Annotated in this window: 15 protein-coding genes; 3 read left to right on the forward strand and 12 right to left on the reverse strand. The window is 42.1% G+C overall.

The window, feature by feature from the left end; translation table 11 throughout:
- Positions 1-495: an SAG1386/EF1546 family surface-associated protein gene (locus I6G42_RS08695; RefSeq protein ID WP_038805529.1), complete on the reverse strand. Its 495-nt coding sequence runs from the start codon at positions 493-495 to the stop codon at positions 1-3.
- Positions 496-540: 45 nt separating this feature from the next.
- Here I6G42_RS08695 and I6G42_RS08700 point away from each other — a divergent pair, with 45 nt between their 5' ends.
- The gene (locus I6G42_RS08700; RefSeq protein WP_080641299.1) at positions 541-744 is read left to right on the forward strand and encodes a ferredoxin; all 204 of its coding nucleotides are present in this window, start codon (positions 541-543) and stop codon (positions 742-744) included.
- Positions 745-819: 75 nt separating this feature from the next.
- On the opposite strand, the gene I6G42_RS08705 is transcribed toward I6G42_RS08700, so the two are convergent.
- The 6 genes from I6G42_RS08705 to I6G42_RS08730 form a co-directional block, all read right to left on the reverse strand.
- Positions 820-1,785: a glycosyltransferase family 2 protein gene (locus I6G42_RS08705; RefSeq protein WP_038805530.1), complete on the reverse strand. Its 966-nt coding sequence runs from the start codon at positions 1,783-1,785 to the stop codon at positions 820-822.
- A gap of 1 nt (position 1,786) precedes the next feature.
- The gene (galE, locus tag I6G42_RS08710; protein ID WP_038805531.1) at positions 1,787-2,806 is read right to left on the reverse strand and encodes a UDP-glucose 4-epimerase GalE; all 1,020 of its coding nucleotides are present in this window, start codon (positions 2,804-2,806) and stop codon (positions 1,787-1,789) included.
- A 101-nt stretch (positions 2,807-2,907) separates the two neighbouring features.
- Entirely contained in the window at positions 2,908-4,011 is a 1,104-nt protein-coding gene (locus tag I6G42_RS08715) for an NAD(P)/FAD-dependent oxidoreductase (protein ID WP_038805532.1), read from the reverse strand.
- Between the two features lie 16 nt (positions 4,012-4,027).
- Positions 4,028-4,825, reverse strand: coding sequence for a Nif3-like dinuclear metal center hexameric protein (locus I6G42_RS08720; protein WP_038805533.1), 798 nt, complete (start codon positions 4,823-4,825; stop codon positions 4,028-4,030).
- A complete protein-coding gene (locus I6G42_RS08725; protein WP_038805534.1) occupies positions 4,812-5,489 on the reverse strand; it encodes a tRNA (adenine(22)-N(1))-methyltransferase in 678 nt (225 codons plus the stop codon). Before I6G42_RS08725 ends, I6G42_RS08720 begins: the two co-directional genes overlap by 14 nt.
- Positions 5,490-5,590: 101 nt before the next feature.
- Positions 5,591-7,927, reverse strand: coding sequence for a cation-translocating P-type ATPase (locus tag I6G42_RS08730; protein WP_038805666.1), 2,337 nt, complete (start codon positions 7,925-7,927; stop codon positions 5,591-5,593).
- Between the two features lie 133 nt (positions 7,928-8,060).
- On the opposite strand from I6G42_RS08730, the gene I6G42_RS08735 reads away from it, so the two are divergent.
- On the forward strand, positions 8,061-8,810 hold the full coding sequence (locus I6G42_RS08735) for a lysophospholipid acyltransferase family protein (RefSeq protein ID WP_038805535.1): 750 nt from the start codon (positions 8,061-8,063) through the stop codon (positions 8,808-8,810).
- 224 nt (positions 8,811-9,034) lie between these two features.
- Complete coding sequence (locus tag I6G42_RS08740; protein ID WP_038805536.1) at positions 9,035-10,399, forward strand: LPXTG cell wall anchor domain-containing protein; 1,365 nt, start codon at positions 9,035-9,037, stop codon at positions 10,397-10,399.
- A 549-nt stretch (positions 10,400-10,948) separates the two neighbouring features.
- Here the strand turns inward: I6G42_RS08740 and I6G42_RS08745 are convergent.
- From I6G42_RS08745 to rpsO, 5 genes are all read right to left on the reverse strand, one after another.
- On the reverse strand, positions 10,949-11,641 hold the full coding sequence (locus tag I6G42_RS08745) for an alpha/beta hydrolase-fold protein (protein ID WP_038805537.1): 693 nt from the start codon (positions 11,639-11,641) through the stop codon (positions 10,949-10,951).
- A complete protein-coding gene (locus I6G42_RS08750) occupies positions 11,622-12,632 on the reverse strand; it encodes an ABC transporter substrate-binding protein (RefSeq protein ID WP_038805538.1) in 1,011 nt (336 codons plus the stop codon). The genes I6G42_RS08745 and I6G42_RS08750 overlap by 20 nt, the downstream gene beginning before the upstream one ends.
- 19 nt (positions 12,633-12,651) lie before the next feature.
- Positions 12,652-13,407 (reverse strand): ABC transporter ATP-binding protein, encoded by a 756-nt coding sequence (locus I6G42_RS08755; RefSeq protein WP_038805539.1) that lies wholly within the window; start codon positions 13,405-13,407, stop codon positions 12,652-12,654.
- Position 13,408: 1 nt separating this feature from the next.
- Positions 13,409-14,455, reverse strand: a complete 1,047-nt coding sequence (locus I6G42_RS08760) for a FecCD family ABC transporter permease (protein WP_038805540.1) — start codon at positions 14,453-14,455, stop codon at positions 13,409-13,411.
- Between the two features lie 516 nt (positions 14,456-14,971).
- On the reverse strand, positions 14,972-15,241 hold the full coding sequence (gene rpsO, locus I6G42_RS08765; protein ID WP_001018251.1) for a 30S ribosomal protein S15: 270 nt from the start codon (positions 15,239-15,241) through the stop codon (positions 14,972-14,974).
- Positions 15,242-15,267: the final 26 nt, after the last annotated feature.

A 15,267-nucleotide genomic window follows, 5' to 3' on the forward strand; every position in this document is an offset into this window, starting at 1 on the left:
CTATCTAGTCTTGATGACATCACCAGGGCTGGCAAACCAAGTTCCTGATGACATATGAGAAGGATTCAGAGCTTCTAGCTGGGCAATGGAAATTCCTGCACGCTGAGCAAGAGCTGCTTCTCCTTCTCCAGGTTGCACAGTAAGCGTTCCTTCTCCATCTGTGTGTTCTTCAGAACTACTTTCTGAAGGAGTTGATTCTTTCGTTTCTTGAGCTTTACTAGTAGAGGAAGTAGACTCTTCCACTTTAGAGGTTGACGATGGAGCTGAAGAATCATAAAAATCCTTCAAAGCTGCCGTGCGGTTACTTCCTCCAGTAGAAAGGTAAATCAATACGACAACCATCGCTACAACGATTACAAAGAAGAGGCTAGCTAGAATGGTCAAGACACGATTGGCAACAACACCTTTTCCTTTTTGTTTACGGTGACGACGCTCTAATCTTGTTTCTTCTTCTCTGTTGTCATAAATATCTTCTTGCCACGGTTCTTTTGCCATACCTTACTCCTTGTATTTTTTTCATTTTCTTATTACAATATAAATATGAAACTCACACTTATACCTGAACGTTGCATCGCCTGCGGGCTTTGCCAAACCTATTCTGAACTCTTTGATTACCATGATAATGGTATTGTTCGCTTTTACGATGATCCTGTTGAATTACAAAGAGAAATCGCTGAGACCAGCGATGTTCTGGAGGCCATCAAACATTGTCCTACACGAGCACTTCTCAAAGATCCATCGTAATGTACAGGGAATGAATGTTGATGATTTTTTCTCTTTATTCCCACATCTACTAGTTTAGCATATTTCAAGGTAAAATTATAGTCTTTTCCGGTTATTTTTTCCTTTAAAAACAGAAAGATCACTTTTTTCTTTGACGAGATAGAGTGGTCTTTTTTTGGTTTCCATATAGATCTTACTGATATATTTTCCCAAAATCCCAATGGTCAGGAGTTGAATCCCTCCAAGAAAGAGAATGACAGCCATCAAAGAGGTCCAACCAGATGTCGGATTCCCCAAGATAAGGGTTCGAAACACCACAAAAACAGTCATCATAAAAGAAATAAAACAAGATAGGAGTCCCGCTACAAAGGCTATACTCAAGGGAAAATCTGAAAAATTGAGAATCCCTTCAATCGAGTAGAAAAAGAGCTGTCTAAAACTCCAACTGGTCTTGCCAGCCTGTCTTTCGACATTTGGATAGTCTAGGTAGTATGTTCGAAAACCGACCCAAGCAAAGAGTCCCTTAGAAAAACGATTGGACTCTGTCAAGGATAAAATAGCATCTACCACAGATCTTCTCATCATGCGAAAATCACGGGCACCTGAGGGCAGAGCCACTGGACTGATTTTTTGCATGAGGCGGTAAAAGATGTCAGCGCAGAAACTGCGAAAAAAGGGTTCACCCTCCCGACTGGTTCTCCGTGTCCCAACACAGTCCAAGTTCGCATCCTGGTCTAGTAAGGCTTTCATCTCAAGTAGCATACTGGGAGGATCCTGAAGGTCTGCATCCATCACGACCACCAAGTCTCCAGTTGCATGCTGCAAGCCTGCATACAGAGCTGCTTCTTTCCCAAAATTTCGCGAGAAAGAGATATAATGTACCGCAGAATTTTGCACCCGATAAGCCTTCAAAAGCTCCAAAGTGCCATCGCTTGAACCATCGTCTACAAAGACATATTCGACTTCTGCCCCCAATTCTGGAAGGAGTGCTTCAACAGACTGATAAAAAAGAGGAAGTACTTCCTCTTCGTTTAGACATGGGACAATGATTGAAATCATCATCTTAGTCTTCAAATCCATTTGGATGCTTGCTTTGCCAACGCCATGCGTCTTCACACATTTGAGTAATATCGAGTTCTGCTTCCCAGCCAAGTTCGGCTTTGGCTTTTGCTGGGTCTGAGTAGCAGGCAGCGATATCACCTGGGCGACGTTCTACGATGCGGTAAGGAATAGGACGTCCCACCGCTTTTTCCATGTTTTGGATAATTTCAAGAACAGAGTAACCTTTACCTGTTCCAAGGTTATAAATATTAAGACCTGAACCTTTTTGGAGTTTTTTAAGAGCTGCAACGTGACCTTTGGCTAGGTCTACGACATGGATATAGTCACGAACCCCGGTTCCATCTTCTGTATCGTAATCATCTCCAAATACTTGCACTTGCTCTAGTTTGCCCACTGCTACTTGTGAGACATAAGGCAAGAGGTTGTTTGGAATACCGTTTGGATTTTCTCCCAAGTCTCCACTTTCATGCGCTCCGATTGGGTTAAAGTAACGAAGCAAGACCACATTCCATTCCGAGTCTGCTTTGTAAATATCCGTCAAAATTTCCTCAAGCATAAGCTTAGTGCGGCCATATGGATTGGTCACTGAAAGTGGGAAATCTTCCAAGATTGGCACTGTATGAGGATCTCCGTAAACTGTCGCAGAAGAACTGAAAATAATGTTTTTACAGTTGTTTTCTTCCATGACCTTCAAAAGACTAACAGTTCCAGCGATATTGTTGTCATAGTAGGCAAGAGGAATACGGGTAGATTCACCGACAGCCTTCAAGCCAGCAAAGTGAATGACTCCTGTTGGTTCTTCTTGTTTGAAAATGTCACGAAGAGTATCTGTATCACGGATATCTGCCTCATAGAAAGGCACTTCAACTCCTGTAATTCTTTCAACAACTTCTAAACTTTTTCGATTGCTGTTGACAAGGTTATCCACCACAACAACCTGATGACCTGCTTGGATTAACTCAATAACTGTGTGGGTTCCGATAAAACCTGCTCCACCCGTCACCAAAATCTTTTCTTGCATCTTCTTTCCTCGATTCTCGGATTATTTTTTCTTATTTTACCATTTTTGATAGGGAATGTCATTTGCCATCCTAGAGGGGAGGCTAAAATTTCAGTAAAATTCTATTCTCTTTTTACTCGTTTGACATAGTTTTCAATTGGGTAGTTTAGAGGGTCCAAGGTCAACTCCTTGTCTTGAATCAGTTGAGCTAAATGGTAACCGATGATAGGACCCGTTGTGAGGCCTGATGAACCTAGTCCACTAGCCGCATAGACACCTGCTAAGCCTGGCACCTGTCCAAAGAAAGGTGAGAAATCACTGGTGTAGGCACGGATTCCCACACGCTCACCCGATGATTTCGCTCCTGCCAAGGCTGGATAGTGAGGCAAGGCCGCATCCTCCATTTGTTGGAGCAAGCTTTCATCCACTGTCAAGTCAAATCCCATGTCATTTTCATGAGTAGCTCCTAGGGACAATTTCCCGCCTGCAAAAGGAATTAAATCCCACTCCCCTTCTGGCATGACAACAGGGTAAGCTTCCATGTCTTGGGTAAGTTGATAATCTCGGAGTTGTCCTTTTTGGGGACGAATATCTACTTCATAACCTAAAGGCTCTAACAGATGTCCCAACCAAGCTCCCGTCGCCAAAATAACCTGATCAAATACCTCTTCGTCAATCTGGTAACCTGATGCTAAAGGTGTCAGAGTTACTTTTTCTTTGACCAGTTTGACCTGACTAGCTTCTAGCAAACGAGTCACTAAGAGTTGACCATCTACTCTCGCTCCACCAGAAGCATAGAGCAGGCGGTCAAATGCTTGCAGACCAGGAAAAAACTCATTTGCAGACGCTTGGTCTAAAATGGCTAACTGGCCTATCAAGGGAGACTCTTCTCTTCGCTCTATGGCTAGTTGATAGAGTTCTTCTAGCTTGGATTCATCCTTTTTCAAGAGAAAAACTCCCGAACATTGGTAAAAGTCAATTTCCTGGCCAGACTTTTCTAAATCAGCCAACAAATCCACATAAAAGTCAGCCCCCAAGCGTGCCATCTTGTACCAGGCTTTATTACGACGTTTGGAAAACCAAGGACTGATAATTCCCGCCGCGGCCTTGGTAGCTTGACCTTGTCCATGGTCAAAAACAATCACCTCTAGGTCACTTTCTTGTGAGAGGTAGTAGGCTGCTGTTGCTCCCACAATTCCTGCTCCGATAATAGCAACTTTTTTCATTGTTTTCACTTTCTAACTAGATATGGTGGAAAGGATTGGTCGATGCTTGACTAGGTAAAATATCAATGTCCCAGCCTTTCTCTTCCTTCCATTGAGTAAGAAGTGCTGCGACTCTTTCCACAAAAAGCACTTCTATATAGTGACCTGGGTCCAAGGCCAACAAGCCATCAGACAACATATCCTGGGCAGTGTGGTAGTAGATGTCACCAGTAATGTAGACATCTGCCCCCTTAGCTAAAGCATCCTTATAGAAAGATTGACCACTACCGCCACAGATGGCCACTCTTGAAATAGGCTTCTGCAAATCACTTTCTTGATAATGCACCATTCGAAGGCTATCTAGACCAAAGACTTGCTTGACATGCTGGGCCAATACCCCAAAAGGCTGAGGCTGAATCGTTCCAATCCGCCCAATCCCACGTTCTGGGCCTGTTTCCTGAAGATAAGTCGTCTCCTCAATACCTATCATCTGACAGAACCAGTCATTGAGACCATTTTCAACAATGTCAATATTGGTATGGCTGACATAAACTGCGATGTCATGCTTGATTAGGTCAATGTAAATCTGATTTTGCGGACGACTAGCTACCAAGTCCTTGATAGGACGGAAAATCGGCGCGTGCTTGACGATAATCAAGTCCACACCCTTTTCAACGGCCTCTGCCACCGTATCTTCACGAATGTCGAGAGCAACCATAACCCTTTGGATCTCCTTGTCTAGAGTACCGATTTGCAGACCACGACTGTCTCCCTCCATAGAAAATTCCTGAGGGCAAAAGCCTTCATACGCGTTAATCACTTCACTTGCTAGCATGGAGAACCTCCTTGATGGCTTGAATTTTATCTATTAGAACCTGTCTCTCTGACAGATTTTTTCCTGGGATTTGACTAAGGGCAAAATCTAACTTAGCAGCTTCTTTTTGCCATTTTTTGACGAAGACTGGGCTGACTCCTTTGGACAAGAAGGGGCCAAAACGGATATCGATATCTGACAACTTCATTTGTCCTGCTTCCACCACCAAAATCTCGTAGAACTTGCCAGCTTCTTCTAGGATGCTTTCTGCCACAATCTGAAAATCGTTATCTTGCAACCAAATGCGCAAGTCGTCTTCACGATTATTAGGCTGTAGAATCAAACGTTCTACATTAGCTAACTTTTCCAAACCTTCTTCCAGTATGGTAGCAATCAAACGACCTCCCATACCAGCGATGGTGATGACCGACACTTGGTCTTCCTCTTCAAAGGCTGCCAAGCCATTGGCTAAACGGACTTGGATTTTCTCCTTTAACCCATGAGATTCAACATTCTTGACCGCAGACTGGTAGGGTCCTTCCACAACCTCACCTGCAATGGCATGCTCTAGATGGCCTTTCTCTACCAAATCGATCGGTAGATAAGCATGGTCACTTCCAACATCTAGTAGAATGGCCCCCTGAGGTACAAAGGAAGCTACCATTTCTAATCTCTTTGAAATCATCTTCTCTCACTTTCCAAAACTCTATTACCTCTTATTATACCATATTTCAGCTAGCAATCTTGTACCTAAAAAAACCGCAATCCACAGATTGCAGTCTTTCTTTATTTTCTAGTTTGGTAACGACTAGTTAGAATGAAAATCACCGTAAATACCAGCATCATGGCCCCATAAACAGGCAACGTTTGTCCAGTTAAGGTTGAAATTTCAAGCAACTTTTGAATCATTGGGAAGAGAGCTGTGGCTAGGAAGCCTCCTACAGACCAGACAATCAAGAGAACACGCCAGAGGGTAAATGGCATACAGGCTCTAAATACAGATAAGAAACCAATTGACCCCAAGAGATAATAGAGGAGGGTTGAGATTTCTAACTCAGACCAACCTTGACTCGCTCCAAATATTTTCACAAAAAGGACGCTAAACACGACCATGAGGGCACTTGGTAGGGCGCGAAGCATGGATCTTCTGAGGAAGTTTGGTTCAACAGGCTTGATATTTCGCTCAAAAGTCAAGACAAATGGCGGGAAACCTTCCACGAACTGGTCAATCATGGTAATCTGAATCGGAATGAAAGGGAAAATCAAGATCCACTCAGACCGTCCTAGTAAAACACTGGCAATACAGATAACTGCTAACAGGAAGGAATAGATAGTTTTAATCAAGAAAATCGGTGCGATATGGGCAATGTTATTGACCACACGACGACCTTCAAAGAGAATCTCAGGAACATCGTTGAAGTCTGAGTTCAAGAGAACCAAATTGGCAATCTGACGAGTCGCAGGATCTCCCTCAGCCATCACGATAGAACAATCCGCCTCACGAAGAGCCAGAATATCATTGACTCCGTCCCCTGTCATAGCTGTTGTATGCCCTGCTTTTTTCAGCGTTTGGATGATGAGTTTCTTTTGATGAGGGGAAACACGACCAAAAATTGCTGTTTCCTCAGCTATGGCAATCAATTCCTCATCCGTGATTTTCGAACAATCTACATAGCTGTGATAGTCGGCAAAACCAGCTTTCTGGGCAATACTGGACACTGTAACGGGATTGTCACCAGAGATAATCTTGAGTCCCACTTCCTGAGAACGGAGATAGTCTAGCGTCTCAGCTGCTCCTTCTCGAATGGGGTCCAAAATCTCCAGCAAGGCCAGAGCCTGAATATCAGATGGTTTCTGTGGTTTGTGATGGTCTAGTTTTTCCTGACTGAGGGCTAAGACCAAGACTCGTGACCCTCTCTCCAAGGCCTCTCTGGCTTCAGGGACTTCAGAGTCCAACAACATCTCAGGCGCCCCTAAGAAAACCGTTCCTAGACCTTCCAATTCCATAGCACCCCACTTGCGGTCGCTTGAGAAGGGAAGATTCGAAATCATAGGATAAGCAACTTCTCCCACAAAACGCTGACGAATGGCTTGGGCTGTTGGATTTTTATCCTCACTATGAGCGATGTAGCTGGTTAGAATACTGGCAATAGCCTCGTCACCATAAGTTTCCGTCAGTGGAAGAACAGCCTCCACTTGCATCTTTCCTTGGGTTATGGTGCCCGTCTTGTCCAGACAGAGCATATCCACGCGCGCCAAGGTCTCAACAGAGTACATCTCCTGCACCAAAACCTTTTTCAAGCCCAGCTTGATCACCGCTGTCAAAAGCGAAGTAATGGTCAAAAGGGCAATTCCCTTGGGCAACATTCCCAAAAGGGCTGTCGATGAATTTACAACGGATGACTTGAGGGGCAAACCTTTTAACATCAAGGCTTCTAACAAGAGAGCTAAACCAAAGGGAATGATAATCTTCCCAGTAAAACCAGCTAGTTTGTCCAGCGATTTCATGATACGGGAGTTAATGGGTTTCACTGTCTTAGCTTCCAGCATGAGTTTGGAAGCATAGTTGTCTGCTCCGACATGGTGGACTTGAGCCAAAACTGCGCCACTGGCTAGGAAACTCCCTGATAAAAGCAGAGCATCCACTTCCTTTTGCACCAAATCACTCTCCCCCGTCAACATGGCTTCATTGACTTCTGCGAATCCTTCCAGAACCAGAGCATCACTAGGGATTTGCTCTCCCGCAGACAAACGAATGACATCTCCTAGGACCAATTCTTCTGGATTAAGGGCGACTTCCTGGCCATAACGGATGGTTTTGACCTTTTCCTTGGTCATGAGATTGAGCTTGTCCACCATGTGTTTGGCCCGTAGCTCTGTCACAATTCCAGAAAAAGCGTTAAAGCAAATAACGGCAAAGAAGACCAGATTGCTCCAAGCCTGCACAAAAGCTAGCGCCAAAGCAATAGCAAAGTTTAAAGCGTTAAAAAGTGTAAAAACATTTCGTTTAAAGATTTGCCAAGTACTGGTACCGGCCGAAGCGGTAAAGTCATTGACCAAACCTTGAGCCTGTCTTTCCTTGACTTCTCTTTGGGTTAATCCCATTATCTTATTTTTATCCATAAATTCTATCATATCATTTTTTCTAGCAGAATTCTAATCTCATCCAAAAACTGTTGGCTGACAACTGAAAAAGTTTGCCAGTAGTCTTTTGATAAGGTATAATAATAAAAGCAATACAATCGAAGGAGATCTCATGTTTTATACTTATTTGCGTGGACTAGTCATGCTGATCTTGTGGTCCATCAATGGCAATGCCCACTATCACAATACTGATAAAATCCCTAGCCGAGACGAAAACTATATCCTCGTCGCACCTCACCGTACCTGGTGGGATCCTGTTTACATGGCCTTTGCGACCAAGCCAAAACAGTTCATCTTTATGGCCAAAAAAGAGCTGTTTAACAACCGTATCTTTGGCTGGTGGATCCGTATGTGTGGCGCCTTTCCTATCGACCGGGAAAATCCTAGCGCTTCTGCCATCAAGTACCCTATCAACGTCCTCAAAAAAAGCGACCGCTCTCTCATCATGTTTCCAAGTGGGAGCCGTCACTCAAACGATGTTAAGGGTGGAGTTGCCTTGATTGCCAAAATGGCCAAGGTTCGTATCATGCCTGTTACCTACACCGGTCCCATGACCTTGAAGGGCTTGGTTAGCCGTGAGCGTGTGGATATGAACTTTGGAAATCCTATTGACATCTCAGACATCAAGAAAATGAATGATGAAGGAATCGAAATGGTTGCAGACCGTATCCAAGCAGAATTCCAACGTTTGGACGAAGAAACCAAGCAATGGCACAATGATAAAAAACCAAACCCACTCTGGTGGTTTGTCCGAATCCCTGCCCTCATCCTTGCTGTGGTTGTGGGTATTCTAACGATTATCTTTACCTTCGTTGCAAGCTTTATCTGGAATCCAGATAAGAAGAGAGAGGCTCTTGGTTAAGACAATGAGAACCGCTGCACAAAAACTCGATTTTAAGAGAAAATCCAGCAAGCCTTTCCATAAGAAATGCATAGCATCAATGTTTTTGGACACTTGTTGCTATGCATTTTTATGATCTTTATCCCTGTATAATCAGAAGAAAACTCTACATTCTATATAGAAATTTTTTTGACAAATTACTTTGATTTTGATATTATATTATTAAAAAGGGGAGGATTTTTATAATGAATCATAAACATTCTTTATTCGGGAAGTGCAAGTCTGTTTTATTGACGGTTGCTCTAGCGTCTGCCTTTACAGCAATGGGACAAGTTGATGCTGATGAGGTAAAGAATCCAAGTCAAGTTGCTAATGATCTTGCTCAAGTAGGTTCAAATGAACTTTCCACTAAAACTACTCAAACTAATCAACAAATTTCCGAAACAGTTAAGGAGATTCAAGATAAAGTTAATGTCTCTGTAGTACCACTTGATAAAGCTCAACCTGGTGATATAGTTAAAGTAACTACTACTTCAACGGACGCCAAGGTAGATACTAAAGAAAACACAGCTGGTACAGAAGCAACTGCCAAAGCAGAGACTTCTGTAAGTGTTGAAACAACTCATTTAGCTGCTAAGGGAACTGCCGTTGGAGAAAAGACACCTGTTACAACAACAAAGACTGTTACAGATCACGTTAATACAGATGACTATGTAGCTAATGTTACTCAAACTATCAAGAAAACTACATTTGAAAAAGTTTTGAAAGAAGCAGATGTAATAATTACTAAACAAGCGGCTGGTTCTGCAGATATCGTCTTTACTATTGATAAGTCAGTTTCAATGGATTCTTCTATTCAAAATGTTGTACAGAATATCGAGAACTTTGTCCGTGATTTGGCTAATAAAAAAGTTGATGCTCGTCTTGGCTTAATCGCGTATGAGGCTGCTGACAATGTTCAATATTTCGATTTTAATAGATCTAAATTCACTAAGAATGTAGAGGAGTATATTAAGGCGCTTAGATCTATTCGAACATACGGCGGAACAGAAGAGCCTACAGTCCCTCTACATCATATTGCAACCTCAAAAGATTATGATTGGTCTACAGCTTCTAATAATCGTCGTTTTGCATTCTTAATTACTGATGAAAGTATTGATTTCCGTACTCCAGGCATTCCAACAGTAGAAGAGACTCTGAAAGCTCTTAAAGCAGCAGATATTTCTCTATCAGTTGTAGGGATGAGATACACAGAATCGACCTTCAAACCTTTAGTTGAGGGGACAAAAGGGCTTTATCTTAATATTAATCAAGAATTTTCTAGTCTTTTAAATCGTGATTTTACAAATCATGTTGTTAAGACTGTCCAAGAAGGACGTGTTTACCGCATCGTAACAGAGAAATATGACTTCTTAACAGAGGCGCATGTCGTACTTAAACCAAAACCTATCGGAAGCACAAAGGCAGTTTATCATACTTCTACGCTTTCTAATAAAGTATCTGAATTACCCAAAACTGGTGAAAAGGCATCTTCTAATTTATCCGTACTTGGAGTTGCCTTAATTGCAGTAGCCTCTGGTTTGACTGTTGGTGTTAAGAAAAAAGATTAAGGAGATCCTTTTCATATAGAAGGTAGAGGAAAGGAGTTTTGCACCATTTAGACTCTTTGCCAACTCTAATAAGAGAAAAATAGTTAACAATGAGAGAGGGCCTCTTGGTCTTCTCTTTTAATATATTAAGAGCAAATTTCATATTCTACTCTATCATCCCAAAAAGATTTTGTCCCTCTTTCTTTAGAAATAAAGGAATATTTTCTTTTATCGAATAAATTCATGATAAAAATATCAGTCTTCAAAAATACATATTCCTAGTGTTAGTAATATAAAAATGACTGAGATTAAAGTGTGTGATTTTCTACAAATATCTATCATTTCATCAATCCTATAATATTCTTAATAAATCTCGTCTGCTTCTTTCCAATGACAATCCAGTCACTTTTCATTATAGAACATGTATTTTTCTGCATTCAAAGAAACTCTAAAATCATAAAAACGCATAATATAAGAAATTCAGAGAGTTCAATATTATGCGTTTTATTATAGAAAGTTTTACTGAATTTTCCCCTCAAATTTAATTTTTGCCTTGTCTCTTCTCTTACTTTATTCAATCTCCCATTTCTTTGCCAACCAGTTAGAAAAAGACACAAATCGCTCAGCTACTTGCTCATGATGCCCATAAGGATCAAAGACAAACTGACCAGTCGGATAGCGTTGCTGAAGACTGGTATGGATCTGCTCAGCATAGGCTGGTGCTTGAGCCAAGCGATTGGTATGATGGGCTCCTTCTGTTTGACCGTTCTGTAAATACAGCAAACAGTCCAAATTTTTCACCTTTTCATCTCTGCAATAAGTCGTAAAATCAGGATACCAAAAGGAACCGCAGATAGAGAAGATACAGGAGACCTTGTCAAAATGGAAAAGACTGTATACAGCCGCCAAACCACCTAGTGAGTAACCCCCATAAGCAAGGCGATTTTTGTCCAGGCGATAAAGCGACTGCAACTTGTCTAAAAGACCTCCAAATAAATGACCATGATAGGCATTTGCCTGACCACCAAAATCTGGAGCCCCCTCTCTCAGAGCCGATGCCTTCCAGGGAGTGTAGTCGTCTAGGCGATTTTTGGAGGTCAAGCCCACTAAAATCACAGATTCTGAAAGGGAAGATAGAAAATCCAAGTTTCCATCATTCAGGAGAATAGCTGGATAGGTTTGGTTGGGATCATAGGTCGAAGGAAGACTGACCCTAACTTGGATTCCTTCCCAATCAAACTCATTATTTATTGATAAAGTCATTGATTTTCTCAAGGGAATCAATCACTGCTGGACCATAATCCATCAACTCATCATAAGAGATGGTCATGATCTTTTGATTCTTAATTGCAGGAACGTTTTCCAAAACAGCATTTTTCTTCATCAACTCTACTGCGTTAGCATCCAACTTTTTATTGCGGTCGCTGGTTACATAGATAATCAATTCAGGATCCATTGACACGAGATTTTCCAAGGTCAAGCCTGATGTTCCCGTTGCAACGTTTGTATAACCAAGTTGATTTAGCAGGCTTTCTTGCAAAGCAGACTTGTAGGCACCGAAGGTGTCGTCATTATAAGCAACCATTATCAAAGCCTTTTTCTTTTCACCTTGACTTGCTGGGTTTGCTTTCTTAACAGCGTCAATTTTAGCTTGTAATTGGGCTGCGTATTCATTGGCCTTGTCCTGAACATTGAAAATCATTCCAAGATTTTTAACGTCTTCTACAATATTTCCCAAATCTTGCTGAATCGTTGAGAGAGAAGCTTTTTGTGTATAAACTGGGATTTTGTTTTCATTCCAAGTGCTAACTGTCCCCAAAGATTTTTCAGAAAACATCATGTTTCGACCCATCACAGCATCTGGTTCATAAGAAAGCACTGTCTCTTGTGAGACTGTTTTTTTATCGCCAATTTGAGGAATAGTCGCAATCGCGTCCTTGTATTTGTCTGTTACAGCATTGTCAGGGTTGAGCATGCCAGCAATTTTATCCTTCAAGCCTAACTCTAACAAGATTTCAGTTGTTGAAAGATTGTTGGTGATAACTTTTTCAGGTGCCTTGTCAAAGACTTGTTCGACTTCATTCCCCTTAGCATCATAGGTCTTGACCGTGAGTGGATAAGTCGTCTCTGTGCTAGCCTTTTGACTTGTTTCTGTGCTGGACTGTGTGGTAGCTTTTTCTGTAGTAGTGTTACCACAAGCTGCCATGGTTAGGGTAGCTACTGTTACGAGTAAAATGCTTAGTGTTTTTTTCATCTTGTTTTCCTTTTCATTTTTATAAATAGTGAATCATGGCTTGCTGATCCTCGGTCCAAGTAACCTGACTTTGAACTCCGTATACAGTTTTCAATGACTCAGGGGTGATGATCTCCTTTGGAGTCCCTTGGTAAAGGATTTCTCCCTCTTTCATCAGATAGAGATAATCCGAATAGCGACAAGCAAGTTGAATATCATGCAGGACAGCTAGAACATTGACCTTGAGATTCTTCACAATGGCCAGCAAGTCTAGCTGGTACTTGATATCTAGGTGATTGGTTGGTTCGTCCAAGAGCAAGAGAGTCGGTTCTTGCGCCAAGGCGCGGGCTAATAAAACTCGTTGTTTCTCCCCCCCTGACAAGGACGAATAGAGACGAGTTTTCTTCTCAAGCATATCCACCTTGACGAGAGCATCTTGAACGAGAGCATAATCCCTTTCCCTTTCCTTCTGTAGAAAAGAGAGGTGGGGAGTTCTTCCCAGCAAGACGATTTCCTCAACTGTACAATCAAACTGCAATTGATTGAACTGGGTTACAACTGCCATCTGCTTGGCTGTTTCTTTGAGTGACCAATGCTCCAGCGGCTTTCCATCTAGGCTTATCAAGCCTTTGTCCGCCTTTTCCTGACGATAGAGGAGTTTAAGCAGGCTGGTTTTTCCACTTCCATTTGGTCCCAGTATCGTGTGAAATTGATGCCCCTCAACCTTAAGAGAAACTCCTTTTAAGATTTTTTTCTCTCCTAGTCCAAAGTGAACATCATTACAAATCAAGTCCATATCAGACCCTCACCTCCCTTCGCCTACCTCCAACAATGTAGATAAAGAAGGGAGCACCTACCAAGGCTGTGAAAATACCAATTGGAAGCTCAGCATTTGGAATGATGACACGAGAAAGTACATCTGCCCAGACAACAAAGAGGGCCCCCAGTAAGGTCGCAATAGGAAAAAGCCTCCTGTAATTCGTTCCCACTAACCCTCGAGCTAAGTGAGGAGTAATTAGACCAACAAATCCAATAATCCCACAAGTAGCCACCAAGACTGCTGTCAGCACAGCCACCATGGTCACATAAAGATACCAATAAAAGCGTAAGGGAATTCCCAAAGTTAAAGCAGCCTCATCTCCCATCATCATCGCATTAAAAACACGATACTGAGTAGAGAAAAATAGAAAGGCCACTCCTACTACTATAGTTGGCAGGACTAAGTCAGACCAGGAAGTCCCAGCAAGCGAGCCCATGGTCCAAAACTTAATGGTCATCACACTGTCAGCATTAGCACCAACTGAGATAATAAAGTTGGAAAATGCCAGAAAAAGAGCATTGACCACTGTTCCTGATAAAATCAGACTAGAAGTCGTCATCCTTCCCTGCATAGAGGCAATGATGAGGACAGCAATTGTTGCCAAAATAGCTCCAAGAAAAGCTCCAAGGTTAATCATCACTTTTAAACCAAGAATGATGCTCAAGGTTGCCCCTAGAGTTGCACCCGCAGAGATGCCTAAGACATAGGGCTCAGCGATGGGATTGTTCACTGTAGACTGCATTACGCTACCACACATGGAAAGACCAGCCCCTACTATCAGACCCAGCAACACTCGGGGGAATCTCATGTTCCATACAATGGCAAGAGTGGACTTGGAAACCTCTCCTATCTCAAGAGGAAACCCCAACCTGCTCAAAATAATCCGATAGGTATCGCCTAGATCAATCGCAACGGATCCCATAGAAACAGCTAGAAAGAGCGAAAACCCTAAAACAGCTAGCAAAACACCTAAAAGTAACACGAATTGCAGGTCCCGTCGGCTTCCAGAAAATTTGGAAAGCATGCAAACCTCCTTTGATAGAATCTTAAAAATTTAGAAAATTCTCATAAAAAGTATACCATATTTTCATTAAATGAACAAGGATGGAAATATATATAGAAAAAGCCCTCTGAGATCAGAGGGCTGATTTGAGCTCGGGCTAAAACGTTTATAGACTAGGCGACAAGCCGAAGATTGTACGAAAATTTTAGCGAAATAAAAAATCTCCCCGAAGGGAGAAAATCTGGTTTATTTTACCTTACAGTGCTAGGAACCGTAACCGAAGATTATACTTGAGTATATCGAGGTAAGGTGACAAAAGTAAAAAAGCTACCCAATTTAGAGTAGCTTCATTATCAAGATATGCTCAACTGAACACGGCCTAAGTAAGCGGATAAAAACAAAAAGCTCTCTGAAGTCAGAGAGCTGATTTGAGCTCGGGCTAAAATCCTAGTGAAAAAGATGAAACTCCTTGTGTTCATCGAACACGGTGTCGTTTCCCTATTTTCATACGGATTTCTTACGCCCTTAGCATCATGATTAGCGACGAAGTCCTAGAGAGTTGATCAACTCACGGTAACGGTTAACGTCGTTCTTACGCAAGTATGCAAGCAAGTTACGACGGCGACCGATTTTCTTCATCAATCCACGGTATGTAGCGTGGTCTTTTTTGTGTTGTTTGATGTGTTCGTTAAGGTGGTTGATTTCCCAAGTAAGGACAGCAACTTGAACCTCTACTGAACCTGTATCACCTTCGTGACGTGCATATTGTGCGATGATTTCATTTTTTTTCTCTTTTGAGATTGCCATGATGTTTCTCCTTTTTATTTGGCTTC

The sequence above is a fragment of the Streptococcus oralis genome, assembly GCF_016028255.1.
Taxonomy (GTDB): Bacteria; Bacillota; Bacilli; order Lactobacillales; family Streptococcaceae; genus Streptococcus; species Streptococcus oralis_AC.